Source organism: Pseudomonas sp. C 49-2, from assembly GCF_003970195.1.
Classification (GTDB): domain Bacteria; phylum Pseudomonadota; class Gammaproteobacteria; order Pseudomonadales; family Pseudomonadaceae; genus Aquipseudomonas; species Aquipseudomonas canadensis.
Map to the genome: position 1 here is coordinate 18,722 of NZ_RXYG01000020.1, position 26,462 is coordinate 45,183.

Here is a 26,462-nt window from a genome sequence, read left to right on the forward strand (position 1 = left end):
ACAGGCCGTTTTTTTTCGCCTCAGATAACTGGCGGGCGGGGGGTGTCCAGGCCGATATCGATGGGGAAACGCTCGGCGATGATGCCGTGCGGGACACCCAATGGTATAGCGCTGGCGTTGTCGAGACGGGTGACTTGCTCGGCTGACAACTGCACATTCAATGCGCCTAAGGTGCTGTCCAGTTGGGCGCGTGTACGCGAACCCAGGATCGGGATCAGTGCGGTGGTGGAGCGGCGAGCCTTTTCCCGTAGCCAGGCGATGGCAACGTGGGTTGGGGAGGCGTCCACTTCGGCGGCGACCGCCAGCAGAGTGTCCAGCACGGCGGTTTCGCGGGCGCTGTGCTCGGCGTGCACCAGGATACCGAGCTTGTTGGCACGGTTGTCCTCCTGGGTGTTGCGGTACTTGCCGGTCAGAAAGCCACCGCCGAGGGGCGACCACAGTGTGGCAGCCAGGCCCAGGGCTTCGGCCATCGGCAGCAGTTCACGGTCGGCGGTGCGCTCGACCAGGCTGTATTCCACCTGGATGCCGATGATCGGCGCGAAGTTGCGCACTTCAGCCAGCAGGTCGGCACGGGCGATGCGCCAGGCGGGGAAGTTGGAAAGGCCGGCGTAGTGGATCTTACCAGCGCGAACCAAGTCATCGAGGCCGCGCAGGATCTCTTCCATGGGCGTGACGTTGTCGCTCATGTGCGCCCAGAGCAGGTCGATGCGGTCGGTGTTCAAGCGCTTGAGGCTTTCTTCCACTGAGCGGACCAGATTCTTGCGGTTGTTGCCGAGCCGGATCGTGCCTTCATCGGACGGTTGGCTGCGCAGTGTGTATTTGCTGGCGACTACCAGGTTGTCGCGCTCGGAGGCGATGAATTCCCCCAGCAGCTTTTCCGACTGGCCGAACTGGTAGCCGTTGGCGGTATCCAGGAAATTGCCACCGGCTTGGAGGTAACCATCGAAAATCTGTTTGGACTCATCACGCTCGGCACCATGGCCCCAGCCTGTGCCGAAATTGGCAGTACCCAACGCCAGTTCAGATACCTGCAGGCCGCTGCGGCGGCCAAAGACTTTATTGCGCATACAAAGACTCCTGAGGCAGTGATTTTCTTACATGTTTAGAAACATGTATTTAATATGATCGCGATAATTTATTCGGTCAAGGGCCTTTTTTACTGCTGACGTTTTCTGACAGGGGGCTCTGCTAAGCTGCGGCACTTTTCCTTTTTTGGCGGGGCTTCCCGTGTCGCGTACCACTCGTCTATTGACGTTGCTCCAGGCCTTGCGGGGCAAGAAACGCCCGGTGACTGCTGCCGTGCTGGCAGCACAGTTGGAGGTGTCCGAGCGCACGCTTTACCGCGATATCGCCGAACTGACTGCATTAGGTGCGCCGATTTTCGGCGAGGCCGGGGTTGGGTATGTGTTGCGCAGCGGGTTGTTTCTGCCGCCCTTGATGCTGAACGCCGAGGAAACCGAAGCCATTGTGCTTGGCTTGCGCTACGTGGATCAGCGCGGTGATGACGTGCTCAGTCGCGCCGCCGCCAACGCCCTGGCAAAAATCGCCGACGTGCTCGACCCAGCCGCTCAGGAAGCCCTGCGCAACCCTACGTTGCTGCCCGGTCCGCCGGGTTTCGGTTACCCGGAGAACCGTGTGCCGTTGAACGTGTTTCGCGAGGCCATTCGTAACCAGGCCAAGTTGCATATCGAGTACGCGGACGCCAGCCAGACCCAGAGCGAACGCCTGATCTGGCCCCTGGCCCTGGGGTTCCTGAATGAAGTGCGGGTGATCGTCGCTTGGTGTGAGCTGCGTGGCGCGTATCGCACCTTTCGTACCGACCGCGTGGCGAGTGCCGAGGCCCATGGCGAGCGTTATCCGGGGCGGCGCAGTGACTGGCTGCGCGGCTGGCGCAAGCTGATGGAGCAGAATGAGTCCGGGCCATTCACTCCTGACAAAAACTGACACAACCCTGGCTTAGCATGGCGTCATAAATCACCAAGAAAGGAGCTGTGCCATGTCTATTCCTGAGTTGGCGCCGGCCATCGTGGCCTATCTCGAAGCCGCCAATGCCCGTGACACTTCGGCTGTCGCCCACTGTTTTGCCGATGACGCCAATGTGTTCGACGAGGGGCAGCATCAAGTCGGTACCGCCGCCATCGCGCGCTGGATGGAAGACACCGCGCGCCGCTACCAGCCGCGGGTCGAAGTGCTCAAGGTGCAACACCGCACGGGTAAGGTGCTGGTCAGCAATGTGGTGTCCGGCAATTTTCCCGGAAGCCCCTTGGAGTTGCGCTACACCTTTCGCTTGAACGAGCAGGGCAAGATTTCACGGCTGGATATTTCCCTGTAGGTCATACTGGCGAGCATGACTTTCGACTCGCCCCTCGCTGCCTACCAACACGCCATCGCTCATCAAGGCTTCGTGGCCGACGACGCCCAGCGCCGCGCGGTGGAAGCGTTGCAAGCCTGCCATGAAGCCTTGCACCAAGGTTGTGCGCCCAGCATGGGCGTCTATCTGTGGGGGCCGGTGGGTCGTGGCAAAACCTGGCTGATGGATCAGTTCTATCAAAGCCTGCAAGTGCCTGCGCGCCGCCAGCATTTTCATCACTTCATGGGCTGGGTGCATCAACGCCTGTTTCAACTGACCGGCACGCAGGATCCTTTGCAGGCGCTTGCTCGGGAATTGAGCCGTGACGTGCGGGTGCTGTGCTTTGACGAGCTATTCGTCAATGACATTGGTGACGCAATCATCCTGGGGCGTTTGTTTCAGGTGATGTTCGAGGAAGGCGTGGTGATGGTCTGCACCTCCAACCAACCGCCAGACCAGCTGTATGCCGAGGGTTTCAACCGCGAGCGGTTCCTACCGGGGATTGCGGCGATACAACAGCATATGCAAGTGATTGCGGTGGATGGGGGAGAGGACCACCGTTTGCATCCGGGTATCGGTATCCAACGCTATTGGGTCAATCAGCCCTCTGCGTTGGCCGGTGTGTTCAAGCAATTGGCCGAAGGCCAGCCGGTCCGCAGTGGGCCTGTCGCAGTGGGGCATCGCTCCATTGTCGCGGTGCAATCCAGTGATACCGTGCTGTGGTGTCGTTATGCGGATCTGTGCGAGCAACCCTTGGCAGCCATGGATTTCATGCTGATCTGCGATCGCTTCAAGGCGATCCTGCTGGGCGAAGTGCCTAACCTCAGCGCACAAAAGCGCCCCGGCCGGATTGCCCGGGGCACCGAAGACGGCGCACAGCGCGTGGCGGCGGGTGATCGCGAATTGCCCCAATTGTCGGTGCACGATGACAGCGTGCGGCGGTTTATCGCGCTGGTGGACGAGTGCTACGACCGTAAGGTGCCGCTGTTCATCGAGGCGCAGGTTCCGCTCGAATGCCTCTATACCGAGGGTTACCTGGAGTTCCCCTTCCGTCGTACTTTGAGCCGCCTGCAAGAAATGCAATTGCAGCGTTTTTCCTGAGGCGTGTGCGACGAACCCCCTGGAATGGGCCGTTCCGCCTTTTTTAGCGGCATGATTTCAGCGTTTTCAAACGCCTATTGGTAGTTAATCTCCTTCAGTTGGCGGTGCTTCCACGCTTACAATCATGCCCTTAGAGGGAACCGAATCCCTTGTTGCCGTTATCGAGGAAGGAAATGGACACCCCTGACATCCTGGTGCTGCAAGCCAGCTACACCAATGCCGTGCATGCCGAAGCCATTGCGCTGTTACTCAATCATTACGCCAAGGATCCCATGGGGGGCGGGCACAGCCTGGACCCGGATTTGCTGGCGCAGTTGCCAGCAGAATTGGCCAAGCGTGCGCATGCGTTCAGCGTATTGGCGTTTGTGAACGGAGAGCCGGCCGGGCTGGTGAATTGTTTTGAAGGATTTTCCACATTTGCCTGCCGTCCGCTGGTCAACGTCCACGACGTGGTGGTGAAGGATACGTTTCGGGGGCTGGGGCTCAGCCAGAAAATGTTGCAGAAAGTCGAGGAGATTGCCCGTCAGCGCGGCTGCTGCAAAATCACCCTGGAGGTGCTGGAAGGCAATGCGGTGGCTCAGTCGGCCTATCGCAAGTTCGGTTTTGATGATTCGATATTTGATCCAGCCCACGGACGCATGTTGTTCTGGAGCAAATCGCTTTAATAAATAACAGGCAAAAAAAGGGCGCCATTAATTAAATGGCGCCAAGTTCACCTTAGCCATAGGAGCAGGATGGTAAAGGGCAGTGCGGTTAAATCAGTTGAATCAAGTGTTCGGTTGTTGCTCGGCGGTGGATTGACCGGCCGCCTCTTTCTTCACGTTCTTCCCGTCAGCCTGCGCGGTTTGTTCAGCCGTGCCGTGAGTCTTTTGCTGCATGAACGTGAAGTTGTTGTAGAACTCCTTCGAACGCTCGGAACCGCCTTCGGCAAAGGCTGCGGCGGAGGTCAGGGTCATCAGGCTGGCAAGCACCAGAGTGGAGAGTTTCATGGCAATATTCCCATTAAGAGTGATCGGTATCCGCTCTGTCCTTGATCAGATTCATGGGGCGAGTTTGGCGTGAGTTTATTAAGTAGGAATTAACGCGAAAAAATCCCGAAGTTAACAATTTCGTTAACTTCGGGTTAAAAAGCCTTACAGCTTCCAGTCCAATGCCAGCGTGATCGAACGCGGGTCGCCCCAATACACGCCATTATAGAAACCGACGCGTTCGTAATATTTTTTATCAAATAGATTGTTGACGTTAAGTGATGCCGAAACATATTCGTCGAACTGGTAGCGCGACATCAGGTTGACCACGGTGTAGGCCTGCTGGGTGATCTTGGTCGGAGTGGTGATGAGGTCACCGTCCTGATTACGGCCACCCGTTGGACGCCCGGCGAATGCGTAGAACTCGCTTTGCCAATTGACTGCGCCTCCCACCGTCAACCCACGCCACTCACCGGGCAAGCGATAGGCTGTCGACATCTTCAGCAGGTTCATCGGCTGGTCGGTGTTGTTTCGTTGCTTATCGCCGTTGAGCGAGTGGGTGTAGGTGTAGCCTGCGGTAAGGTTCCAGTCGGGCATCACTTCGCCTGACACCTCGACCTCAAAGCCCTGCACCTTGTTGCCTTTGCCACCGGATTTGTAGAACTGCTCGCGGGTGACCGGGTCGGGCGGGGCGGCGTTGTCGAGTTCGGCGACGTTATCCTGGGTGCTCCAGAAGTACGCGGCGGCCAGGTTCAATCGCTCGTTCAGCAGGCTGCCCTTGAGGCCGATTTCATAGTTGCTGCCCACCACCGGTTCCAGGTATTTCTTGCTGGCGTCGCGTTCGTCCTGCGGGTTGAAAATATCGGTGTAGCTGGCGTACACCGTGTATTGCGGCGTCAGGTCGTAGAGTAGCCCGGCGTAGGGCGTCAACATGTCGTTGTGGGTCTGGCGGGTTTTGGGTTGGGGGATGCGCTGGTAATTGGCGTCGTAGTCAACAGGGGTACTTTCGATTTCCCAGCTGCCATACCGGCTGCCCAATATCGCGTGCAGCTTGTCGGTCAGGCTCAGTCGAGTGGCCAGGTACCCGGCTTTTTGTTGTTTGCTTGAGTGTGGACCCTTGAGCCCGGTGGTCCGGTCCGGGAACTTGACGATACCGCCCATGTGTTGCCAGTCAGGGATGGTTTCGTAGCCTTCGGGTGTGCTGTAACGCTGGTAGGGCGATGAATCCCTCTGCTCCGACTCCCCATACCCGACCATCAATTCATGCTCGCGGCCCAGCAGTGTGTAGGCGCCAGCGAGGTTGAAGTCCACGGCATCCATCTTTGATGTGCCGACCATCTGGTTGGTCCAGGCGGTCATGCCGCTGCCGTCCGGATTCGGGAAGCCCGCGCCGCCGTAATAGACCTTGCCGTCGGTGTCGCTCTGCCGGTGTGTATAGGCTGCTTTCAGGCGCCAGTTCTCGGACAGTTTGTGGTCAAGGGAGGCAAAGGTGGTCTTGTCCTTGAGCGGCCAGGAACTCCAGTCGGTGGCCATATTGGCGGAGCGCGACAAGCGAGCCTTGCCGCCATCGCTGTTCCAATAGGGCAGTGTGCCCCATGAGGTGCCCTGCACATGTTTGTTCTGATAATCGAAGCCCACGGCTACCACGGTATCGTCTGTCAGATCGGCCTCGAGAATGCCGTAGCCGACTTCCCTTTGCAGGGCGTAATTATCGCGAAAGGATTGGCTGTCGCGGTAAGCCATCACCGTGCGTCCGCGCAGGCGTCCGTCAAATGCCAGCGGGCCGCCCACATCCAGATAGCTGTAGTAGTTGTCATGGCTGGCACCGCTCACGCCGGCCTTGGCTTGCCACTGTGACGTCGGGCGCTTGCGGATCATGTTGACCGTGGCCGAGGGATCGCCCGCACCCGTGGTCAGGCCGGTCGCACCGCGTACTACTTCGATACGGTCGTAGATGATGGTGTCGGAGTCGGACTTCATGCGCCCAAAGGTATTGAGCATGCCATCCACCTGGAAATTGTTGATGGAGTAGCCGCGCGACGAGTAGCCGGCGCGGTCCGAATCCAGGTGTTGGACCGTCACCCCGGTGGTCTGGCGCAGAGCATCGGTGAGTGTATTGAGATTGAAATCATCCATCTGCTGGCGAGTGATCACCGAGATCGATTGCGGGGTGTCTTTGACCGACAGGTTCAGCCGGGTGGCGGTGCTCATGGAGCTGGTGGTGTAGGCCCCGGTGTGCTCGGTGGTGGCACCCAGGCCTTCGGCGGTGATGCTGGTGGCGCCGAGTTCGAGGGCTTTGTTTTCGGGGTCGGTTTCAGCCAGAAGATCCGGGCTTACGACCACGCTGAAGAGGCCGAGGGTGAACGTCATGGAACGGGTGAAGGGCGCGAACATCGCGGAAGACTCCTTGTCGTCTTTGCAGCCTTCTCAGTAAGAGAAGGCCTTGGCTCAAAGACGAAAGGAGGCGAGGAACTTTAGGGCTAAACGAGAATGATTGTTATCTTTCTGTTACAAGGGCTCTTGAAGTACCACTTCGGTGGTGTTCTTTTTCGGTTTGATCAGGCTGAAGTCGATCAGGCCTTTCTGTTGACGCTCGTAGGGGTTGCCGATCATCAAGGGGCGAGGCTTGAAGCTGTCGCTGACCAGGCTCTTGCTACGGTCCCACTCATCAAAACTCAGGCCCGCCAGGTCGGCCCAGGTGTGGATCAGTTGGGAGCTGCTGTACGGGCGCTGCAGGTCGCCGGCAAAACTCCAATCGTGGGTTTCGCGCCATTTGGGGGAGGCGTAGGCCATGAACGGGATGGTGTACATCGGCGCCGTCGGCTTGCCTTCGTTGCGTCCCAAGGTGCTGTGGCCGGCGGAGTCGAAGACGTCTTCGCCATGGTCCGACAGGTACAACAGGAAACCATTGGGGTCGGTCTTGGCGTAGTCCTTGATCAGGCTAGACACCACAAAGTCGTTGTACAGCACCGCATTGTCGTAGCTGTTGTAGGTCGGCAACTGCGCATCGCTGACGCCTTCAGGTACGCCTTGGCGATCAGTGAATTTGTCGAAGGTCGGCGGATAGCGGTACTGGTAGCTCATGTGAGTGCCCAAGAGGTGCACCACGATGAACTTGCGTTCGGTGGGGTCAGCCAGCGCCTTGGAGAAGGGGGCGAGTACGTCACCGTCGTACTGGCGTGCGTTCTGGTTGCGGTTGTTGTTCAGGTACACCTGCTCGTCGGCCTGTTCGGAAAAGGTCGTGAGCATGGTGTTGCGTTTGGTCATGGTCTGCTGGTTGGTGATCCAGTAGGTCTTGTAGCCGGCCTGCTTCATCACGCTGACAATCGACGGGGTCTTGAGGTACAGATCCGGATTTTCTTCGTCGGCGAAGGTCAGCACCTGTTGCAACGCTTCGATGGTGTAGGGGCGCGGAGTGATGACATTGTCGAACACAGCCAGTTGGTCGCGCAGCTTGTCCAGTTCCGGCGTGGTGTTGCGCGGGTAGCCGTAGAGGCTCATACGCTGGCGGTTGGTGGATTCGCCGATCACCAAGACCAATGTAGATGGCTGGCCGGCCATGCTGTCCTTGAGGTTGTTCAGGGGCGGGATCTGGCTGGCACTGGTCAGCATGCCTTGCATGTTGTCCAGTTGTTCGGTGTAGCGGCGATAGGCAACAATCATCTGCCATGGCACAGCAGGCTCGATGCGGGTTTCGAAACGATCGATGGCCTGTTCCATGTTGTCGCTGGTGGCGATCTGCTTGACCAGCGGATAACCCACCACAGCCAGCACAATGGCCGCTGCAGCCAGCATCGACTGACCGCGAGGCAGATAGACCGGGCGCAAACGGGTCCAGAGGAATACAGCGAAGGCGGTGTGAGCGATGAACGCCAGCACGATCCACCAGGCAAAATACTGGGTGGCGTATTCACCGGCTTCCGAGATGTTCGACTCGAACATGATGAAGATGACGCTTTGGGAAAATTCCTGCTGGTAGATGAAGAAATAACCCAGGCTGGCCATGGAACACGCCCACAACACGACGCCGATCAGCGCGGCGAGCAGGCGTGTACGTCGCGGGAACAGCAACATGGGCGCCAGCCACAGGGCGCTCATGAAGAAGGCTTGGCGAAAGCCACTGAAACCGGAGGTCCCGGTCAGTTGGATCAGCAGTTGGGTAATACCCGAGAAGTACCAGAAGAACAGAAAAAGCCAACCAAGACCGGCCCAATCAAAGCCTTTCGCAGACGTAGTGCTGCGTTTGAACATCGCCATCCAGCGCTCCAACCCGATAATTTTTCAGTTGACGCGCAGAGGTGCACGCAACAGAGGCCGCCCTTGCATGGGGCGGCCCTTCGGGCGGGAGTATCGGGAGGTGCATGTGAAAACTTTGTGAGATTTTCGTAGCCGTTATCTTACAAAGTGATGACCGGGCTTAGCAGAGGGCAGGCTGGGCGCTGGAAGGCTGGTCCAACTGAGCCTGGATGATATGCGAACGCAGGCGCAGGACTTCCTGCTGCAACTGTTCGCGTTCGTCTTTCAACTGGCGCAACTCGTCGCGTCGGATGGAGACGTAGAGGGTCTGTGGAGGACGGGTCATCTGTGCAGTGCTCATTGCTTACCTCGCAAATAGCCGGTGTGTCGCGGTGTGCCAGAACGCTTGAGTCGAGGTTCTCGGCAGCAGTCAGGCTAATTCTGAATTCTTTTTGCGAGCAATGGAACTTTTTTATTTTTGATGGTCGTGTGACTTTTTGTACCGTGATGCTCAATTGATGGCTACTTTTTTGTCATGAAACTACAGGGATCCGCTCTGGACTAACCCTCATTAGCCTCATTGCGCTATAAACTATGCACACATTTTTTTAGTAGTTAGGAGCATCAGCACATGCAACTGGGGATTATCGGACTAGGCCGCATGGGCGGGAATATTGCACGGCGCCTGATGCTCAATGGGCATACCACCGTTGTTTACGACCGTAACGAAGCCTTTGTAAAAGGCCTGAGCGAAGAGGGCGCCACCGGCGTTGCCGACCTCAAGGCCCTGGTGGCCGGGCTGCAAAAGCCGCGCACCGTGTGGGTGATGCTGCCAGCCGGCGCACCGACCGAAGACACCATCAATGAATTGAGCACGCTGCTGGAAGACGGTGACGCAATCATCGACGGCGGCAACACCAACTATAAGGACGACGTCCGCCGGGCCAAGGCCCTGGCGGAAAAAGGCCTGCACTATGTCGATGTCGGCACCTCCGGCGGTGTCTGGGGCTTGGAGCGTGGCTACTGCATGATGATCGGTGGCGACGCCGAGACCGTGCAGCGCCTCGACCCGATCTTCAAGAGCCTGGCCCCGGGCCTGGGCAACATTCCGCGTACCAAGGACCGTTCAGACAGCGCTGACCCGCGCGCCGAGCAGGGCTATATCCATGCCGGTCCTGCGGGTTCCGGGCACTTCGTCAAGATGATCCACAATGGCATCGAGTACGGGATGATGCAGGCGTTTGCCGAAGGTTTTGACATCCTCAAGACCAAGAACTCGGAGAACCTGCCGGAAGACCAGCGCTTCGACCTGAATGTGGCCGATATCGCAGAAGTCTGGCGCCGTGGCAGCGTGGTTTCGTCCTGGCTGCTCGACCTGACCGCGGATGCCCTGGCGACCGATCCGAAACTCGATGGTTACTCGGGTTCCGTGGCCGACAGTGGCGAAGGCCGCTGGACCATCGAAGCCGCCATGGAACAAGCCGTGCCGGTGCCAGTACTGTCTACCTCGCTGTTCGCACGCTTCCGCTCGCGCCAGCAAAGCACCTACGGTGACAAAATGCTCTCGGCCATGCGCTTCGGCTTCGGCGGCCACGTGGAGACTTCCAAAAAATGACCGCCAACGGCAAGAAACCCAAGGCCGAACCTGCTCCGCCCACCACACTGTTTCTGTTTGGTGCCCATGGTGATCTTGTCAAGCGCCTGCTCATGCCGGCGCTGTACAACCTCAGCCGGGATGGCCTTCTGGGCGATGGCCTGCGCATTGTCGGCGTTGATCACAACGCCATCAGTGATGCCGACTTCGCCAAGAAACTCGAAGACTTCATCCGCACCGAAGCGGCGAGCAAGGTCAAGGGCAATGGCGAAAACGCCCTGGACCCGCAGTTGTGGGCGCAATTGGCCAAAGGCATCAGTTACGTCGAGGGCGACTTCCTCGACGACAGCACCTATGCGGACATCGGCAAGAAAATCGCCGACAGCGGCACCGGCAACGCCGTGTTCTACCTGGCCACTGCACCGCGCTTCTTCAGTGACGTAGTACAGCGCCTGGGCAGTGCCGGCCTGCTGACGGAAACCGACGACAGCTTCCGTCGCGTGGTCATCGAGAAGCCCTTCGGCTCAGACCTGGCTACCGCCGAGGCGCTGAATGCCAGCCTGCTCAAGGTGATGAGCGAGAAGCAGATCTATCGCATCGACCATTACCTGGGCAAGGAAACGGTACAGAACATCCTGATCAGCCGTTTCTCCAATGTGCTGTTCGAAGCGTTCTGGAACAATCATTACATCGACCACGTGCAAATCACCGCCGCTGAAACCGTCGGCGTTGAAACCCGTGGCAACTTCTTCGAGAAGACCGGCACCCTGCGCGACATGGTGCCCAATCACCTGTTCCAGTTGCTGGCGATGGTGGCGATGGAGCCGCCCGCTGCCTTTGGCGCCGATGCCGTACGCGGTGAAAAGGCCAAGGTGATTGGCGCGGTGCGCCCCTGGTCCCTCGAAGATGCGCGGGCCAACTCGGTACGCGGGCAGTACACCGCCGGCGAAATCGGTGGCAAGCAACTGCCGGGTTACCGCGAAGAAGCCAACGTAGCGCCCGACAGCAGCACCGAAACCTTCGTCGCCCTCAAGGTGATGATCGACAACTGGCGCTGGGTCGGTGTGCCGTTCTACCTGCGCACCGGCAAGCGCATGAGTGTGCGTGACACCGAAATCGTCATCTGCTTCAAGCCTGCCCCTTACGCGCAATTTCGCGATACCGAAGTGGATGAGCTAAAGCCCACCTACCTGAAAATCCAGATCCAGCCTAATGAAGGCATGTGGTTTGACCTGTTGGCGAAAAAGCCTGGGCCGACCCTGGACATGGCCAATATCCAGTTGGGTTTTGCCTACAAGGACTTCTTCGAAATGCAGCCATCGACGGGGTACGAAACCCTGATCTACGACTGCATGACCGGCGACCAGACCTTGTTCCAGCGTGCGGACAACATCGAGAACGGCTGGCGTGCGGTGCAGCCATTCCTGGATGCATGGAAGGAAGACGCCGGGATCCAGGCCTACAAGGCCGGTGAAGATGGTCCAGCTGCCGCCGACGCCTTGCTGGCCCGTGACGGCCGTACCTGGCATAGCCTCGGATGAGTGACGCGGCGATTCATCCCGTCCGTTTTATCCTCAGTGATGTGGACGGCACCTTGCTGCATCCGGATCACAGGCTTAGCCAGCGCACCATCGATGCTGTTCGTGCATTGCGTGAGGCGGGGGTGTTTTTCAGCCTGGCCAGTGGGCGGCCGCCCAAGGCCATGCTGCATCTGATCGAGACATTCGGTATTGATGTCCCGGTGGCAGGCTTTAATGGCGGCACCTTGATCAACCCGGATGGCAGCATTCTGGTTGCCCACCATCTGCCGGCTGACGCGGCGCTGGTCACGCTGGCGCTGTTTTCAGCAGAGCCGGATGTGGAAGTCTGGGTGTTTGCCGACGGTGACTGGCTGCGCCGCGACCCGCCAGGGCCGATGATGCAGCGCGAAGCCGACGGCTTGGGCTATGGGCCGATTGTGGTAGAGAGTTTCGAACCCTACCTGGACCGTGTGGACAAAATCGTCGCGGCCAGCAACAACACGCAATTGCTGGTGGAGCTGGAAGCGCAGCTGCAGCCCAAGGTGCAGGGGCTGGCTCAGGTATCGCGTTCGCAACCGGTTTACCTGGACGTGACGGCGATGCTGGCCAACAAGGGCGAGGCCTTGCAGACCTTGGCGGCGCACCTTGGCGTTCCGATGGAGCAGACGGCGGCTATCGGTGATGGCGGCAATGACCCGGCCATGTTTCATGTCGCCGGGTTGTCGATTGCCATGGGCCAGGCGGAAGAAACCGTCAAGCGCCAGGCCAGCGTGGTAACGGGCAGTAATGTCGATGACGGCGCGGCAGAAGCAATCGAGCGGTTTATTCTGGCCGCTCAATAAGCGTTACGCGGACTAACACTGAACTTGCGCTTATCTAAACCGATAAGCGCAAGTTACAGTGCCGGATTACTTCGGCATCGCCCAGGATTGCAACTGGTAGCCACTTTTATCGAGTTCGGCGCGGGCCTGCAACAGCAGGTCTTCCAGTTGTGCCGGGTCGGTATAAGCGCTCGAAGACAGTTGTTTGCTGCCGATACGGTTGTTGGTGCGGTCGATGACGCTCAGGCTGAGGGCGCCATTGCCGTCATGCCAGGCCACGCACTGAAAGGGCTGGAAGGCACGGTCTGCGATCAAAAGAGCTTCGTTGATGCGGAGCGGGGCGTTCATGTGGGGTTCTCTCTCATTGCCCATTCAAGTGAGTGCCGGCGGTTGGGCTGACCGTGCGGCGGGTTACTTGTACTGATGCACGATGGCGGGGTACGGGTCACATGTTAGAGCAACTATTTTCGATGTTTAGTGATTAATGTCATGTAAGCGGCTGTTTTGAAAGCTGAATGAAAGTTTCGGTGTCGCGTAACTTTTTTTGCGTAAACACGCACAAATGGCTTTTTGCCGAGGTTTATAGCGAAACGGTACAAGGACGGCGTCAAGACCTTGCTAGTGTTAGCGCCAGACGTCACAAACCGTTGTTTCTAAATAACTTTAACAATTTTGACGCCAAGGAATAGTCATGGTCGTTACACCTGTGCAGCGCCGCTTGCTCGTGGTCGACCCCTGTGGCGACTGCCATGGGCTATTGCCTGGTTTGCGCACCGCCGGGTGGGAGGTGGACAGCTGTACGCTGGAGGCCGTGGGCGACCGATCCTGCGATGTCGGGCTGCTGCGCCTGCAGCCCTACCACCTGGAGCGTCCGGAAGCGGTCAAGGAACTGATCGGCCGCAGCGGTACTGAGTGGATCGCCGTACTCAGCCAGGACGTGCTCCGCCTGCAGAACGTGGGTGACTTCGTCTGCGAATGGTTTTTCGATTTCCATACCTTGCCCTTCGATGTGGCCCGTGTGCAGGTCACCCTGGGCCGCGCGTTCGGCATGGCACGCCTGCGGGGCAAGGGCCATATGCCGGTGGATGAGCCCGAGCACGAGTTGCTGGGGGACAGTCGACCGATCCGCGAACTGCGCAAGTTATTGTCCAAGCTCGCACCCACTGAATCTCCGGTGTTGATCCGCGGCGACAGCGGCACCGGCAAAGAACTGGTGGCCAAGACCCTGCATCGTCAATCCCAGCGTCACGCCAAGCCGTTTGTGGCGATCAATTGCGGGGCGATTCCTGAACACTTGATCCAATCCGAATTGTTCGGGCATGAAAAGGGCGCATTTACCGGCGCCCATCAGCGTAAGGTCGGGCGTATCGAAGCCGCCAACGGTGGCACGTTGTTCCTCGATGAAATCGGCGATTTACCGATGGAGTTGCAGGCCAATCTGCTGCGGTTTCTGCAGGAGAAACAAATTGAACGCGTCGGCGGCAGCCAACCGATTCCCGTGGATGTGCGGGTATTGGCGGCCACTCACGTCGACCTGGAGGCAGCGGTAGAGAAGGGCACCTTTCGCGAAGATCTGTACTACCGCCTCAATGTCCTGCAAGTGGTCACGGCGCCGTTGCGTGATCGCCATGGCGACGTCGCGATGCTGGCCAATCACTTTTCACGGTTCTACAGCCAGGAGACTGGCCGTCGCCCGCGCAGCTTCAGCGACGATGCGCTGGTGGCAATGGGTGAACACGCCTGGCCGGGTAACGTCCGCGAGCTGGCCAACCGCGTACGTCGCGGCCTGGTACTGGCCGAAGGGCGGCAGATAGAAGCCGTTGATCTGGGATTGCACGGCCAACAGGCAATTTCACCGCCGATGGCTACACTGGAAGACTATAAACACCGCGCCGAGCGCCAGGCGCTGTGCGACGTGCTCAACCGGCACAGCGACAACCTGAGTGTTGCCGCGCGTGTCCTCGGGGTTTCCCGGCCCACGTTCTACCGGTTGCTGCACAAACACCAGATCCGCTAGGGCGGGTAAACCGAAAAGCCCCGCAACGACCCTTATCGTTGCGGGGCTTTTCCTTTTGGCTGCCGGCGATGGGGCCCTCAAACACACCACTAGAAGTAGTACGGGAATTTCAGACTAAACGTAAAGTCCGGCGCATCATCCGTCATCCCGATCGCCAGGTTCGGCACAATCGTCAGATTATCCGACGCCGCAATCGTCATGCCCACGTTGAAGTAACCGGCGTTGGCATCGCTGGACACCACCGACTGCCAGTCCCCGCCATTGGGCTTGAGCTTGCTTTTACGCTGGATCAGGTCGGAGACCGAAAACGACATACTCATCTTCTCGTTCAGCGCAAAGGCCACGCCGACACCCAGTTGGAAGCTGTCACCCAGGCTGACTTTGCCGCCGACTTTCTGGTTGACGTCACTGCTGATGTCGTCGAACGACTCTTCGAAGTTGTGGGTGTAGGAGAACGAGCCAAACAGCACGGCGGGGTCGAAGGTCTTGACCAGCGAGATCCCCGGCGTGATCGACCAGACTCCATTACCCGTCGGCAGGTTTTCAGGCACGTATAGGTTGTCGTTGGCGGTTGAGCGCACCAGCTTGATGCCGAACGGTTCTTTACCCGTCGGCGCTTTGACGCGCACCGACACCACAGCATCCGGCAGGGTGGGGGTTTCGTCGAGGAACTTGTAGGCCACACCGAAGTTGACGTCGCCGATGGTCGGGTCGCGGCTCACCGACTCTTCCGAGGTGGCGTTGGCGTTGTTACCCGCACCGCCGGACTGGTAAGTCGATTCGCGGTACACCACCGGCACGTTCACGTCGAACTGCCAGCGGTTGTCGACGTTATAGCGACCGGTCAGGTCAAGCGTCCAGTTATCAGCCTTGATTCGATCCAGGTTGATATTGCCGAGGAAGATCGAGTCCAGCGCCAGGAAACCGTTGAGCGTGAGCTGGCGTGCATCGTAGCGCGCGTAGGTAATACCGGTTTCAAAGCTGAACTTGCCGTTGCCAAAGAAACCGCTGGCTTCGTTGTAGAGGTTGCTCACGCTCTGCGCCGGCGCCGAATCATCCTTGAGCGACTGGCCGTAAGAACTGCCGCCGCCGCCCGCACCACCGGATGCCGCTGCCGCGCCAGTACCGGCGACGGTGGCGCCGCTGGCTTTCTGGAAGTCCGCTGGGGATTTGGCCAGGCGTTTCGGTGGTGGGGCCGCCGGTTGATCTTCCACCTGACGCACCCGTTGCTCCAATACTGCCAAGGCTTTTTGCTGCACTTCGTACCGCTGCTTGAGTTCCAGAAGCTCCTGTTTGAGAGTCTCGAGATCGGCGTCCGGCGCGGCATACAGAAAGGATGCGGGCAAGAGCGTACTTAAACAGACCACCGCACGTAGCGATAACGATCGATGCATGAAATAAGCCGTCCTTTTCTAATGCGTAAGTGTCGAGGGTCAGCGTAGTTCAATAACCGAGAGTGCGTAGGCCTTTGAGTTGATCCAGATTGCAATTCAATGCCGGGTTGTTCAGCCCGTTATTCATCACCACATTGAGTTGCGTCATGTTGCTGACGAAGTTTCTGTCACCCGTCAATACGGTGCCTTGCAGCACCTGCCCGCCGCCAATCTGCTGGAGGCTATTGCCTTGGTTGTGGTTGCCCTGGATCGCCATCTGCAAGCCGCCATTGTTGGCCGAAACACTCACCCGGCCTGCGGCGCTGTCACCGGTGACGGTGCCGCCGGCAACCAGTACTTTTCCGGATTGCACAGTGTTGGAGGGCGCGAAGCCGTTCTCGGTGACGTTAATGCCGACATTGTTGTAGGCGGTGTTGCCGTCGCCGGCAGCGCGCACGCTTTGGGTCACGCCTGTGCCGGTGCCCAGGCCGGCGCCTCCGCTGACGTTACCGGTGCCAGTGTTCGGATGGGGGCCCGTACCTGTCGAACCGGTGGTCTGCACGTAAAATTGAGGGGTGATGGTGGAGGAGTCGACTTGCATGCTGGCCTTGCCAGTAATGGTGTCACCCACGGCATTGGTCCAGGTGCTGCTCATGACAATACCGAAGCTGATAATCCGCCCCGGCATCACATAACGACCGCGCAGCTCGGCCATTTCCGAGTCCTTGAGTTCGATCGGCTTGAATGCCGATGAAGCATAAGCGGGCATTGAGGCTGCCAGACACAAGACCGTCAGCCAACGGAAAGTGTTCATCTTTTGCTCCTGGAGCGTCCTGCCCCTTATTGCGCTTCTTAGAAGAAGTCGCTCTGGATGAAACCGAAGTCCATCAGCTCGGCATCGCCTACGGGCCTGAACTCATTCAACTGGTTCTTGGCGGTCAGCGGCATGGGAGGGTCGAGCAGGGCGTTGGCCTTGTCGTAACCTTCACCCAGCACGGCGAAGACGATGCCATTCCAACCTTTGATGAAGTCGTCATGTGAGTAGCGCTTGTGGCCCAGTACTGGGTCGCCGATATAGACCCAATCCTTGTCCGCGCGCTGAAGTACCACGAAATGCTTGTAGCCACGAATCTCCAGCAACACCACCACAGGGATCTTCACGGTAGCCAGCGTGTCTGGCCCGATCTTGTAGCCCCGGGCACGCATGCCGATGCTTTCGAGGTAGCGCTTCATGTCCAGCATGGAGAAACCCTGGGTACGTACCAGGTCCTGGTCTGCATTGACCAGCATGCCTTTGATGACGTGGTCTTCGTCGACGTCCAGCCAGTAGCCCTGGCGCAGAATGGTGGCGAGTGCCGCAGCACCGCAGCTGAAATCGGTTTTCTGTTCCACCAGGTTGGCGAACCGGCGTTCACGGATACTCTCGACCTTCTTGAAGATGACTGCACCGCCAGGCATGGCGGAGATCGCCATGGTGCCTGCCCAGGTCGGGCCGGCGAGCAGCATCAAGAGGGTGAGGGTCGCGAGGCGCATGATCGTCTGACCTGATGGACACTGAAATAAAAAGGGCCTTGTTGCCAAGGCCCCGTTGGATCAGAAGCGCACGCCGCTGCTGCAGACGCTGCAACCTTGGCCTACCGAGAGGCTGTTGCTGGCTTGGTTGCCTGCACCAGATTGCAGGTTCACACCGATGTTGCCGGAGTTGTTGTTGATCGAGTTGTCAGCACTGGCGTTGTTCGAAACGTATTGAGGTTTGCCGCCATGATGGCCGTACCCGGTGGCAGCGGTGTTGAGGTAGTTGTTGGCGAGCGAGTTTTGCTCGGTGTTGGCAGCCGCTGCGATGTTTTTGCCATCAGCGGTGGTGATTGCCAAGTTGTTTTTGCCTTGGTTGCCTTGACCGGCCTGGCCGTTATAACCCACGTTGCCGGAGTTACGATTAACGGAGTTATCCAGGGAGGCGTTGTTTTGCGTGCCTTTGTTGACGAAGTTGTTCAGACCGCTGTTTTGATTCACATCGACTACGGCAAACACGGTCAAGAAGTCGCCTTTAGCGCTGGAGATGGCGCCAGAGTTGTCCGCCTGGTTACCACTGCCGGATTGAATGTTTACGCCGACGTTACCGCTGTTGCTGTTGACCGAGTTATCAGATGAGCTGTTATTTTCGGTTTTGGTATCGTCGAATTTGTTGCCGGCGCTGTTCTGCACATCTGTCACCACGGAGGCAACCACACCGGTTGGTTGAGGCGCAGGGTGCCAACCACCTGCTTGAGCAGCAGCAGCCATGAGTGCGGCGAGAGCGAAAACCATTGGTTTCAGGGCCATTTGAGGTTTCATGGTGTTTCTCCTTGCTTCTAATTAGTTGGTTAAGTGTTGGTACGGTCTAACTAGTGCTACCAAGCGTTTACTTGATAGTGATGCCCAGGGTGTTAGCCACTCGGTTCCCCACCCCGGCACTCTGGTTCACCTGAATCACTCCTCGGCTGCCGGTGAAGGCCTGGTCGCTTGTCACGACCTGGCGGCTGCCAGTGGTGGGGGTGAGCCCTGAGTCGGTTGCCAGCGTCGTCGTGTTCTGTTGCAACAGGACGCTGTCGTCGATGCTTTGCGGGCCAGGGTTGACGCTGATCCGCACGGCATTGACTAATTGGTTGTTGGCCCCGGCGGACTGGTTGATGCCCAACATGCCGTTGCCATTGCTGAAAGAAGTGCCCTCGATCGCCGCCTTGGCGTTCAGGGAAGGGTCGACCTTGCCGTCCATCCTTTGGATATTGCTGGTGGTGGCCTGGCCGCCGAGCGCGACGGCTCGGTTGTTGGCGGTTTGCTGCTGATTGCCCGCGGCCTGGTTGACCATCAGGTTGCCGCGGTAGTCTTTACCGCTGTTGTTGATCACTGCGGTGTTGTCCGCCATTACCGCGGTGCTGCCCAGCAGGGCCAGCAGGAGCAGGGAACGGTTCATTATTTGCCCCCCATCATGCTGCCGATGTTGTTGAGGGGCGCCAGGCCACGCTGGATCGAGTCGCTGATCTGACCGCCCATGCTGCCGCTGCCACCCGAGCGGCTGGCGGCTGCGCCAGCACCCAGGGTGGACATACTGTTTTGTGTGGCACTCAAGCCGGTGAGGTTGCCGTTGGGCTGCATGGCCCGAGTGATGCCCAAGCCGCTGTTGATGTTTCCGAAGTCACGGTCACTCAACTCGCCCGACAGGGCGCCAATGATTTCTCGGCTGGGATTGGCATTGGCGGTCTGGGGATAAGGGTCGGGGCCAAAGGAGGCTCGGCCATACATGTGGCCTTGTACGTCTCGGCCTGTCACGATCACGCCGTCACCCGCCAGGGCTGGAACACTGAGGCTGGCGCTGAGTACACAGCTGATTAGCAGTACCTGCATCGAACCTTGAGTGAGTGTGATCACGGCGGCATTCCTTATTCTTCGCGCTGACCCTAAACAGCGCTGTAAGGGATAGAGCAGAAGCCGTGCCGCTTTTTATTTTGTGTTGTTATTCAAGGTGTTGAAGATATTGCTGGGCAAAGTTATGGCAGCCCTGTTTCAGGCATGAAACAGCACCCCCCGCCATTCGCACCTCTCCAGCCACTGCGCAAACGCTTCACTCGGTTGTATCAGCGCTGTAACACCACCGATGACGAAACGATGAATCCGCTACGCATGGGCGCTTCAGGGCAGGGGGGTGTTAAAAAAACGGACACTTCAGGCGTGGCGAAGCCCACAGCTGTGGGCAGAGGCTCAGCCTTTCGGCGTTTTACGGGGGATGGCGTTGAGTACGGGGTTGCCGTCCTGGTTCTGGGTCAGGTAGACCGGCAAAACCTTGGGCAGGGAGGGCACGAGGTTGTTGACCTCGTTGATGTTGTAGATGCCGCCGATGCGAATCGTGCCGGTGTTGGCGTCGGCCAGCATCACCGGTTTGCTCAGGTAGCGGTTGATCAGCGGCAACGCGTCGGCCAGGGCCAGGTTGTCGAGGATCAGCTTGCCCTGGCGCCAGGCCAGCGCGGTGTCGTTCGGGGTGATCGCCCTTACGCGCGGCGTGGCATCGCCTTGTTGGTAGTTGGCCTGCATGCCGGGGGTGAGCGGCACGCTGCCATGCACCTTGTCGCTGGATATCTGCACCGAGCCTTCGAGCAGCATCACGCGCACCTGGTCTTCATACTTCCACACGTTGAACTGAGTGCCCGTCACCCGCACCTGGCCTTCGCCAGCGTGCACGATAAAGGGGTGGGCGCTGTCATGGCTGACTTTGAAGAACGCTTCACCTTTTTTCAGCGTGATACGGCGCTGGTCCTTGTAGTTGCTGTAGACCAGTTCGGTGCCCAGGTTCAGCTCCACCTGGCTGCCGTCACCCAAGGTGATCTGGCGCAGACCATTGGCGGCATCGTAGCGTTCATAAGAACTGGGCAGCCAGCCGGCTTCCCAACCGGTAAAGGCTGCCAAGGGTAGGACGGCCAGGCAGATCGCCGCCGCCACGGCGTAGGTGCGCAAGCGGCTGCGGGGTTTGAACGGCACCACGACCGGCGTGGGTTCGTTGCGGGGGAGGTGGTCGGCAACGTCCCAGATCTCCAGCATCGCCGCGTATTCAAAGGCATGCAGCGGGTGGGAATCGTGCCATTGTGCAAAAGCCTGACGTTCACCCGTGGTGCAATCACCCGCGTGCAGGCGCATGCACCAATGCGCGGCAGCGTCGGTGATGGCGTCGTATTCGGCTTCTGAAAGGGACTTTTCGGTCATTGACTCATCCTGATTTCCCACATTCTAACCTCCGCACGCGGGCGGCGAGAACAGCCGTCATGGCGATTGCACATCAATTGGAACTTATTCTCGTTTGAGAGCGCCTAAAAAATTCAGGACATTCCCACCATGGAGAACGAAAATGCTGAAGAAAACCTTAGTCGCGTTGTGTGCAACCACCGCTCTGCTCAGTGCTGGCGCCGCCCTGGCTGATAAACCGGGGGCGGGCTGGATTACCATTGAAAAGGCCATCGAAGTCGCCAAGACCAAGGCGGGCTACGTGGAGGTCTACGCTGCCGAAGCCGACGACAATGGCTATTGGGAAGTCAAAGGGCGCAAGTCCGATGGCACGGTCTATGAAGCGCGCATTGATGGCGCATCGGGCAATATCCTGCGCGATCAGAAAGACTGACGCTGCCTGCCGGGAGCCCTCTAGGGCTCCTGGATCCAATGGGTTGACTTATCAAGGGTCGAGCTCACGCCCCATTTCACAAATAAGCTGGGTAACGGAGTCGGCGTTGCGCAGGATTGTATCAATGCGTTTGTCGGCTGATGCGGTATTCAGAAATGCTATACGGGCGTCATTGATACTTGTGGTGGCTGTGGCTTCCATGATGGCCTTGGCGGCCAGGTCATGCGAGTTGGTAGAGTCCATACTCACCCAATTACCGGAACCACCGGAACCACCGGAACCACCGGAACCACCGGAACCACCGGAATCACTGGAACTACCGGAGCTACCGGAGCTAGGGAACCATCGCGAGAACAGCTGACCAAACGGTGTGCGCAGTGACAGAACGTTGTCCTGATAGTCCTTCAACAAAGCGTATTCGTCCCTCCCTCTTTTAGTGCTGGTATCGATCAGGTCCAGGAACGGCCGGCGGACATCGGTGTAGCAGATATCTTCGGTACGCGAGTAGAGGTGGGAGAACTCGTGGATCAAGGCGGACGCTCGCGCATGGCCTGCAATGTTGAATGGTGCGGTCAACAGATTTGCGTACTCGTGTTGCAGCATTCGTTGATCAAAGAACAGATCGGTAAAAAAAACCCGTTCCTTTTTGTCGCCAACGACGACGAATGCGACCACCTCTTGCGACGTCTGTCTTCTCGCGCCAACCACGAAACGTGACATTTCCCATCCGTCAAGGTCGGGGTCTTGCAACGCTTTGCACAGAGGGGTGATGGCGTCGTACACTTTTTTTCGGATGCCAATGTCAATATGTCCGACATCAAACACTCTCTTCAGGATTCCCTCTAGGCGTGTGCCTTTAGTCCGTTTTTGGAGTTGGGCCATGTTATGCATTGCACGAAATGCATAAGTTCTTGCGATATCCAGTGCCTCGATAATTTGCCAGGCCCTGGTCGGGTAGAGCCGGCGAATCTCTTTCATGCCACTGGCTTCGATATTCATGCCCAACCCGGCGCTAAAGCGGCTCACAAAATCGTTACCCAGCCGCGTGATGACTTGGCCGTATCGCAGTGGGTGATGATCCGGATCAAGCACCAGTTGGTGCTGAGGGGTACTGGATAGCAGCGGGCCTTCGCTGCTGGCGGGCAGGTCGGTTATCCGCAGTTGTGGGGTTTTCTTGATCGTGTAGACCTTGCCCTCCACGGCACCATAGAGCGTCTTGCCGTCTGCGGTCGCGTAGAGGCCCGATCCCGCTTGCTTTTGCAAGTCTTGCAACGCCACCTGACTGGTCTCGAAGTCTTGCAGACGTGTGCGCCTGGGGTCGGTCACGTCGATGTCCTTGACGGTCGGTGCAACGGCGGTGTTGGCGGTGCCAGGGGCGCTCGCGTTAACTTCCTCGTAGGCTGGGGGAGGTGCCTTGGGCACTGGCTCGCGCATCAGTTGCCCCATCTCCGCCATCCTCGCAATACCGAAAATGAACGAACGCAATGCATCCCGCCAATGATGCTGTTGCAGGGCCTCGGCAGAGTCTTTGAACAGTCTATAGCTCTGCCAGATCAGAACCGGTATCCGCAGTTTCCCCGGCAAGAATTGCGCGGCGATCTGCACCCCGCTGCTCAAGAGACTTTTGATCGTGTTCCAGCGGCTCTGTTCTTCGGGGTCTTGCTGAGCTTTAAGCATTTGCCCCATCACCACCTGGTTGTCGTGATAAAACTGCTTGAAGGCGTGGCCTTTGATCGGATGATTGGCCAAGGTGATTTCGGAGGTGGTACCTGCGGTGCTGGCCAGTAGATTTTTATACTTCGCCTTGTCAGCGGCCGGTAGATGGGCAGTGATCCAGTCTTGCAGTTTGCCAGGTACATTCAGATGGCTGAGAAACTGCGCAAGGTTTTCAAATTCTATGAAGCACTGGCCTGGGTAGTAAGGCGCGTAGAGAATCAACGGCTCAGTGGCGCCTGCGCTGATCACGTAAAGCCCAAGCGCCTTGACGATGCTCGCGCCTGGTGTGGCGATCATCTCAAGGGGACGAATGGTCGCATTGGCACCTGCGATCGTGGCCCGTGCGATGGCGTCTGGCATGTCGACGACCTGCCGAATCAGGTTGTAGCCAGTCTCCGATAGCCGCTCTTGCAGTTTTAGCGCATGGGCGTGTTGCAACAGCTGCCACGGTAATTGCCGGATAAAACGCAGCTCACGCTCCACTGCGCATGGTTGGTCGGGTGCCAGTTTCTCTTTCAGGTAGTCGTGAGCGACCTGGGCGATGTTCAATTTGAGCAGGAGTTGCCGGACCGTCGATTCGGTCAGTTGCGTTGCGCTTGACTCCACGGTAAAGGAACTCGCCTGCTCGCTGATGTGAGCCAGGGCGTAGTCGGTAAGGTTCTGTCGTTGACCGTCCAAGGCGAGACGTGGCGTGATAAAGACGTCTTCCGGGTCAACGGAATAGTCCACTAGCATATCGTTCAGTTTGTCGTGAACCTGCTGGTGTAGCGATAAAAACTCATACAGATAGTCTTTTTCATCCTGGGTATTGAGCCGATATTGCTCCAGTAGCTCAGCATGGTGCTGCTGTTCAGCAGGGTTTGCCATGCCCAGCCAGGCCGGTAGCGAGCGTTGTGCGACAAAATAATGGGCGAGCTGTGCAGCCCCTCCAAGGACAGGGGTAGGCGGCACCGCCATAAGCTTCAATAGTGCTTTGCCGGTTGGTTTCTGTGCCAGCCAATGGGCCCGTTGGGCGATGTAGTGGTCGATCCAGGACTGCTGGCGATTTTCGCTGATCGGTTCGGTGATCAGCCAGAATGCCCCCAGGGAGTAGTTGGCATGCAGCTGGCGTAGACGCGGATCAAGATTTTCCAACAGTGCCAAGCATGCGGTGGGGTCTTTCAGGCGCTCCTCAAGTTGCTGTTCTGCCACGGCTGGAGACACGAAGGTTTCCAGGCCCCAGGCCGGCGTCCAGAGAATCGCGTGGCCCGAATGGTGGTGATCCAGCCCGCCGCGCTCGGTGATCATCAAGCAATTGGCCAGTCTGTGGCGCAGTGTTTCTTCATCGCGTTGGACGGTGATGTGATAGATATCCGGGATAAACCCTTCCAGGTCCTCCCGCCGACGACGGTCAGGGTTGAAGGGGTCAAACACGGCTTGAATGATGGCGTCGTCCCTGGCATTCAGTGTCTTGTTGAGACGTCGCAGATAGGCCTGATTGCGCATCGCGTTGGACATCATGGTCCCCATCTGCGGCAGCAGGTCCTGGAGGTGTTTGCGGGGGATGTCGCAGATATCATGCTCTTTGTAATGAGCCAACACTTGATTGACGATCCGATTGAGCGTTTTGACGTCCACGTGAGACAGTTCTTGCCCATAGGCGGTGTGGTCTGGCTTGTAAACTCCGTAATGCCGGGTTTCAGGCACCGGGCCAACCCCTTCGGCCAGACGCTCGACGAAGTGATCCTCCAGGCTTTGGCTTTCCAGTGGTGCCACGATAGGGTAGGGGGCCGCCTCTTCGGTGTAGCGGTTGATGAACACCCGTGCCGGGTCGAGTGCCTGTCGTTCGTGGCTTGCCAAGGCATCGGCCAGCGGGGTCATGATGGACGGCAATGGTTTGATCAGATTCTCCAGCGCGTGTGGGATATCAATTAGCTGTTTATGCAGCTGCTCCGCTCGTTTAGCGGCGACCGAAATGGGCCGGAGAGGGTCAGCCAACACTGAGTGGGTGGTCCAGCGGTGTGCAGTGTCCAGCGTCAAGAGCTTGTCATCGACCATGAAGCGCACGTCCGTGGCGTGATCCAGCAGTGCCGACAGGTTGATGTCGCCCCGTTCACGTCGGAACTGTCCGAGAACGTAGATCAGGTTTTGCTGCTGTTTGTCGATGATGCCCTCCATCAGGTGTTCAAATACGTTTCCGTCAATCAGGTTGCCGCTGACTGATGGTTCGGTAAAACCGATAAATAACAGGCGCTCCTCCAGGGACAGGAAGTTGTAGGCATCGTCTTCGTAGGCGGGCGCCTTGACCATTGCCTTTAAGAACTGAATCAGGCCGTCGTGATCGGCCAATACCTGCAACCCCTTGGGCGGCGAGTAAAACCAGGTATGCGCGTTGGCGATCATCACCGAACTGCTCAGCTCGACGAAATGAGAGGCGTGCTCCCAGAACCGCACCGTCTCAAAGCGTAATCCGGCACTGTCCAGGGAGCGTGGCCCGCCGTTTGGTCGATAGAGCGCGGCCAGTTGATCGGCTTGTTCAGGCGTAATGATTTCACTCTGGCGCTTGAGCAATAGATCAACTCGGGCCTTGTGCTCCATGGTGTGCGCCAGGAGTTCGCGACGTGAGGTACCGTTTGGCGATTCTGTGTTCCAAAACGTCTCAAGGGCATTTTGCAAGAACGACGATAATTGTTCTGATGCCTGTTTCAGGCCGTCTTCCCAGCGGGTTGCGTCGTTGGAGGTGGTGATGGACTGGGGATGAAAGAACTCGCGGGTTTGCCCCACCGGCCAGGTTTGCTGACGGTAAATCATCAAGAGCGCCGCGCTGATCGACAGCGAACTGACCCATTGCCGGGGTTCCCCTTCCGTGGGCGGCAATTTGAAGAAATTGACTCGGGCCCGATTGGGGTCAAGCTTGGGGAAGAGTGAGTGAAACACGGATGTGAGCAGCGCCTGGAGCATCGTGTCGAGGCTGGGCAATTTCACCAGCTCGGCGAGCGCGGCTTGCAGGTTGAGCGTTTGCTGGTGATCGATCGCGGCTTTCTGTTCGTCAAATACATCGCCCTCAATATCCACAGGCGTCAGCAGCAGGGTGCGTGGCAGCCTTAATCCTGAACGTGTGCCCAGAGCAATGAACTGCAAGAGTTCATCGGCCTTGGCCGGCGTTTTGAAGCGTTCAGTCAGCTCACTGAGTAATAGCGCTCGACTTTCAAACTTTTCCAGCCCGCCATACGGCGTGTAGAGAAAGGCGTTGGTGTAGGTGCCTGTTGAACTCATTATGAAACTGCCCACCAGTTCCAACTCCGCGGGGCTGTTTGTATTCAGCCAAAGCGTCTGGGCGATCATGGGGGGAACCTGCTTGCGTCGCTCCTCATCGCTGCTCAAAGGCAAACTGTGCAGAAACTTCCTATCGTTGGCGCTGATTCCGAAGTGTCGTTCGCGATCGCGCTCCTTCCAGGCTGAACGCAGCACCTCAGGAAAAAAATAGGGTGGTTGTACCTGACTCATTGGGTGGACCCTCAAAGGCGTTGAGGCGGTGCGCATAGCCCGCCCTAGAAGTCGTGAGCCTAGAGTCGTCGGCCCAGGGGGCGGCATTAGATATGTCTGACACGCCGGGCCGCTTGTCGTGGTCGACAGTCACG

At 58.2% G+C, this 26,462-nt stretch carries 23 protein-coding genes; 9 read left to right on the top strand and 14 right to left on the bottom strand.

The window, feature by feature from the left end; translation table 11 throughout:
• Window positions 1-20: 20 nt before the first annotated feature.
• Complete coding sequence (locus EJ576_RS26905) at window positions 21-1,067, bottom strand: aldo/keto reductase (RefSeq protein WP_123477091.1); 1,047 nt, start codon at window positions 1,065-1,067, stop codon at window positions 21-23.
• Window positions 1,068-1,227: 160 nt separating this feature from the next.
• Between EJ576_RS26905 and EJ576_RS26910 the strand changes: the two genes are divergently transcribed.
• The 4 genes from EJ576_RS26910 (at window position 1,228) to EJ576_RS26925 (ending at window position 4,116) form a co-directional block, all read left to right on the top strand.
• A complete protein-coding gene (locus EJ576_RS26910; protein ID WP_123477093.1) occupies window positions 1,228-1,944 on the top strand; it encodes a YafY family protein in 717 nt (238 codons plus the stop codon).
• A 52-nt stretch (window positions 1,945-1,996) separates the two neighbouring features.
• A complete protein-coding gene (locus EJ576_RS26915; protein WP_016979423.1) occupies window positions 1,997-2,332 on the top strand; it encodes a nuclear transport factor 2 family protein in 336 nt (111 codons plus the stop codon).
• Window positions 2,333-2,347: 15 nt separating this feature from the next.
• A complete protein-coding gene (gene zapE / locus EJ576_RS26920) occupies window positions 2,348-3,451 on the top strand; it encodes a cell division protein ZapE (RefSeq protein ID WP_126571536.1) in 1,104 nt (367 codons plus the stop codon).
• 173 nt (window positions 3,452-3,624) lie between these two features.
• Window positions 3,625-4,116, top strand: coding sequence for a GNAT family N-acetyltransferase (locus EJ576_RS26925; RefSeq protein ID WP_122726129.1), 492 nt, complete (start codon window positions 3,625-3,627; stop codon window positions 4,114-4,116).
• A gap of 102 nt (window positions 4,117-4,218) precedes the next feature.
• Here the strand turns inward: EJ576_RS26925 and EJ576_RS26930 are convergent, their stop codons facing one another.
• The 4 genes from EJ576_RS26930 to EJ576_RS29840 form a co-directional block, all read right to left on the bottom strand.
• Window positions 4,219-4,440 (bottom strand): hypothetical protein, encoded by a 222-nt coding sequence (locus tag EJ576_RS26930; protein WP_095015915.1) that lies wholly within the window; start codon window positions 4,438-4,440, stop codon window positions 4,219-4,221.
• Between the two features lie 144 nt (window positions 4,441-4,584).
• Window positions 4,585-6,813 (bottom strand): TonB-dependent siderophore receptor, encoded by a 2,229-nt coding sequence (locus tag EJ576_RS26935; RefSeq protein ID WP_126571537.1) that lies wholly within the window; start codon window positions 6,811-6,813, stop codon window positions 4,585-4,587.
• 114 nt (window positions 6,814-6,927) lie between these two features.
• Window positions 6,928-8,676: a phosphoethanolamine transferase CptA gene (locus EJ576_RS26940; RefSeq protein ID WP_122726133.1), complete on the bottom strand. Its 1,749-nt coding sequence runs from the start codon at window positions 8,674-8,676 to the stop codon at window positions 6,928-6,930.
• Window positions 8,677-8,836: 160 nt separating this feature from the next.
• Window positions 8,837-9,016: a DUF6026 family protein gene (locus EJ576_RS29840; protein ID WP_205032473.1), complete on the bottom strand. Its 180-nt coding sequence runs from the start codon at window positions 9,014-9,016 to the stop codon at window positions 8,837-8,839.
• Between the two features lie 270 nt (window positions 9,017-9,286).
• Here EJ576_RS29840 and gnd point away from each other — a divergent pair, with 270 nt between their 5' ends.
• Genes gnd through EJ576_RS26955 form a run of 3 tightly spaced genes read left to right on the top strand, consistent with a single transcriptional unit; the run spans window position 9,287 to window position 12,611 of the window.
• Entirely contained in the window at window positions 9,287-10,270 is a 984-nt protein-coding gene (gene gnd, locus EJ576_RS26945; protein ID WP_021491799.1) for a phosphogluconate dehydrogenase (NAD(+)-dependent, decarboxylating), read from the top strand.
• The gene (gene zwf, locus EJ576_RS26950) at window positions 10,267-11,790 is read left to right on the top strand and encodes a glucose-6-phosphate dehydrogenase (protein WP_122726135.1); all 1,524 of its coding nucleotides are present in this window, start codon (window positions 10,267-10,269) and stop codon (window positions 11,788-11,790) included. Before gnd ends, zwf begins: the two co-directional genes overlap by 4 nt.
• Window positions 11,787-12,611: an HAD family hydrolase gene (locus tag EJ576_RS26955; protein WP_126571538.1), complete on the top strand. Its 825-nt coding sequence runs from the start codon at window positions 11,787-11,789 to the stop codon at window positions 12,609-12,611. Before zwf ends, EJ576_RS26955 begins: the two co-directional genes overlap by 4 nt.
• A 66-nt stretch (window positions 12,612-12,677) precedes the next feature.
• On the opposite strand, the gene EJ576_RS26960 is transcribed toward EJ576_RS26955, so the two are convergent.
• Entirely contained in the window at window positions 12,678-12,938 is a 261-nt protein-coding gene (locus tag EJ576_RS26960) for a hypothetical protein (protein ID WP_033897462.1), read from the bottom strand.
• 343 nt (window positions 12,939-13,281) lie between these two features.
• On the opposite strand from EJ576_RS26960, the gene EJ576_RS26965 reads away from it, so the two are divergent.
• Window positions 13,282-14,607 carry a sigma-54 dependent transcriptional regulator gene (locus EJ576_RS26965; protein ID WP_122726139.1) on the top strand — a complete coding sequence of 442 codons (1,326 nt, stop codon included), beginning with the start codon at window positions 13,282-13,284 and terminating at the stop codon, window positions 14,605-14,607.
• A gap of 89 nt (window positions 14,608-14,696) precedes the next feature.
• On the opposite strand, the gene EJ576_RS26970 is transcribed toward EJ576_RS26965, so the two are convergent.
• From EJ576_RS26970 to EJ576_RS27000, 7 genes are all read right to left on the bottom strand, one after another.
• Complete coding sequence (locus EJ576_RS26970) at window positions 14,697-16,001, bottom strand: hypothetical protein (protein WP_122726141.1); 1,305 nt, start codon at window positions 15,999-16,001, stop codon at window positions 14,697-14,699.
• 49 nt (window positions 16,002-16,050) lie between these two features.
• Window positions 16,051-16,794 (bottom strand): hypothetical protein, encoded by a 744-nt coding sequence (locus EJ576_RS26975; protein ID WP_122726143.1) that lies wholly within the window; start codon window positions 16,792-16,794, stop codon window positions 16,051-16,053.
• Window positions 16,795-16,832: 38 nt separating this feature from the next.
• Window positions 16,833-17,513: a C39 family peptidase gene (locus EJ576_RS26980; protein WP_126571539.1), complete on the bottom strand. Its 681-nt coding sequence runs from the start codon at window positions 17,511-17,513 to the stop codon at window positions 16,833-16,835.
• A 60-nt stretch (window positions 17,514-17,573) separates the two neighbouring features.
• The gene (locus EJ576_RS26985; RefSeq protein WP_122726145.1) at window positions 17,574-18,314 is read right to left on the bottom strand and encodes a hypothetical protein; all 741 of its coding nucleotides are present in this window, start codon (window positions 18,312-18,314) and stop codon (window positions 17,574-17,576) included.
• Between the two features lie 67 nt (window positions 18,315-18,381).
• Window positions 18,382-18,933 (bottom strand): adhesin, encoded by a 552-nt coding sequence (locus EJ576_RS26990; RefSeq protein ID WP_122726147.1) that lies wholly within the window; start codon window positions 18,931-18,933, stop codon window positions 18,382-18,384.
• Window positions 18,933-19,388, bottom strand: coding sequence for a hypothetical protein (locus EJ576_RS26995; RefSeq protein ID WP_122726149.1), 456 nt, complete (start codon window positions 19,386-19,388; stop codon window positions 18,933-18,935). Before EJ576_RS26995 ends, EJ576_RS26990 begins: the two co-directional genes overlap by 1 nt.
• A gap of 330 nt (window positions 19,389-19,718) precedes the next feature.
• The gene (locus EJ576_RS27000) at window positions 19,719-20,714 is read right to left on the bottom strand and encodes a FecR family protein (RefSeq protein ID WP_122726151.1); all 996 of its coding nucleotides are present in this window, start codon (window positions 20,712-20,714) and stop codon (window positions 19,719-19,721) included.
• Window positions 20,715-20,856: 142 nt separating this feature from the next.
• On the opposite strand from EJ576_RS27000, the gene EJ576_RS27005 reads away from it, so the two are divergent.
• Window positions 20,857-21,126, top strand: coding sequence for a PepSY domain-containing protein (locus EJ576_RS27005; protein ID WP_016979404.1), 270 nt, complete (start codon window positions 20,857-20,859; stop codon window positions 21,124-21,126).
• A 51-nt stretch (window positions 21,127-21,177) separates the two neighbouring features.
• Here the strand turns inward: EJ576_RS27005 and EJ576_RS27010 are convergent, their stop codons facing one another.
• Complete coding sequence (locus EJ576_RS27010; protein ID WP_126571540.1) at window positions 21,178-26,328, bottom strand: dermonecrotic toxin domain-containing protein; 5,151 nt, start codon at window positions 26,326-26,328, stop codon at window positions 21,178-21,180.
• Window positions 26,329-26,462 lie beyond the last annotated feature (134 nt).

Coding starts and splice junctions, on each gene's coding strand:
- EJ576_RS27010 (WP_126571540.1), bottom strand. CDS start 26,328: ATGAGTCAGGTACAACCACCCTATTTTTTTCCTGAGGTGCTGCGTTCA.
- EJ576_RS26965 (WP_122726139.1), top strand. CDS start 13,282: ATGGTCGTTACACCTGTGCAGCGCCGCTTGCTCGTGGTCGACCCCTGT.
- EJ576_RS26970 (WP_122726141.1), bottom strand. CDS start 16,001: ATGCATCGATCGTTATCGCTACGTGCGGTGGTCTGTTTAAGTACGCTC.
- EJ576_RS26975 (WP_122726143.1), bottom strand. CDS start 16,794: ATGAACACTTTCCGTTGGCTGACGGTCTTGTGTCTGGCAGCCTCAATG.
- EJ576_RS26915 (WP_016979423.1), top strand. CDS start 1,997: ATGTCTATTCCTGAGTTGGCGCCGGCCATCGTGGCCTATCTCGAAGCC.
- EJ576_RS26935 (WP_126571537.1), bottom strand. CDS start 6,813: ATGTTCGCGCCCTTCACCCGTTCCATGACGTTCACCCTCGGCCTCTTC.
- EJ576_RS26980 (WP_126571539.1), bottom strand. CDS start 17,513: ATGCGCCTCGCGACCCTCACCCTCTTGATGCTGCTCGCCGGCCCGACC.
- EJ576_RS26925 (WP_122726129.1), top strand. CDS start 3,625: ATGGACACCCCTGACATCCTGGTGCTGCAAGCCAGCTACACCAATGCC.
- EJ576_RS26930 (WP_095015915.1), bottom strand. CDS start 4,440: ATGAAACTCTCCACTCTGGTGCTTGCCAGCCTGATGACCCTGACCTCC.
- EJ576_RS29840 (WP_205032473.1), bottom strand. CDS start 9,016: ATGAGCACTGCACAGATGACCCGTCCTCCACAGACCCTCTACGTCTCC.
- zwf (WP_122726135.1), top strand. CDS start 10,267: ATGACCGCCAACGGCAAGAAACCCAAGGCCGAACCTGCTCCGCCCACC.
- EJ576_RS26905 (WP_123477091.1), bottom strand. CDS start 1,067: ATGCGCAATAAAGTCTTTGGCCGCCGCAGCGGCCTGCAGGTATCTGAA.
- EJ576_RS26985 (WP_122726145.1), bottom strand. CDS start 18,314: ATGAAACCTCAAATGGCCCTGAAACCAATGGTTTTCGCTCTCGCCGCA.
- EJ576_RS26940 (WP_122726133.1), bottom strand. CDS start 8,676: ATGGCGATGTTCAAACGCAGCACTACGTCTGCGAAAGGCTTTGATTGG.
- EJ576_RS27005 (WP_016979404.1), top strand. CDS start 20,857: ATGCTGAAGAAAACCTTAGTCGCGTTGTGTGCAACCACCGCTCTGCTC.
- EJ576_RS27000 (WP_122726151.1), bottom strand. CDS start 20,714: ATGACCGAAAAGTCCCTTTCAGAAGCCGAATACGACGCCATCACCGAC.
- EJ576_RS26955 (WP_126571538.1), top strand. CDS start 11,787: ATGAGTGACGCGGCGATTCATCCCGTCCGTTTTATCCTCAGTGATGTG.
- gnd (WP_021491799.1), top strand. CDS start 9,287: ATGCAACTGGGGATTATCGGACTAGGCCGCATGGGCGGGAATATTGCA.
- zapE (WP_126571536.1), top strand. CDS start 2,348: ATGACTTTCGACTCGCCCCTCGCTGCCTACCAACACGCCATCGCTCAT.
- EJ576_RS26990 (WP_122726147.1), bottom strand. CDS start 18,933: ATGAACCGTTCCCTGCTCCTGCTGGCCCTGCTGGGCAGCACCGCGGTA.
- EJ576_RS26960 (WP_033897462.1), bottom strand. CDS start 12,938: ATGAACGCCCCGCTCCGCATCAACGAAGCTCTTTTGATCGCAGACCGT.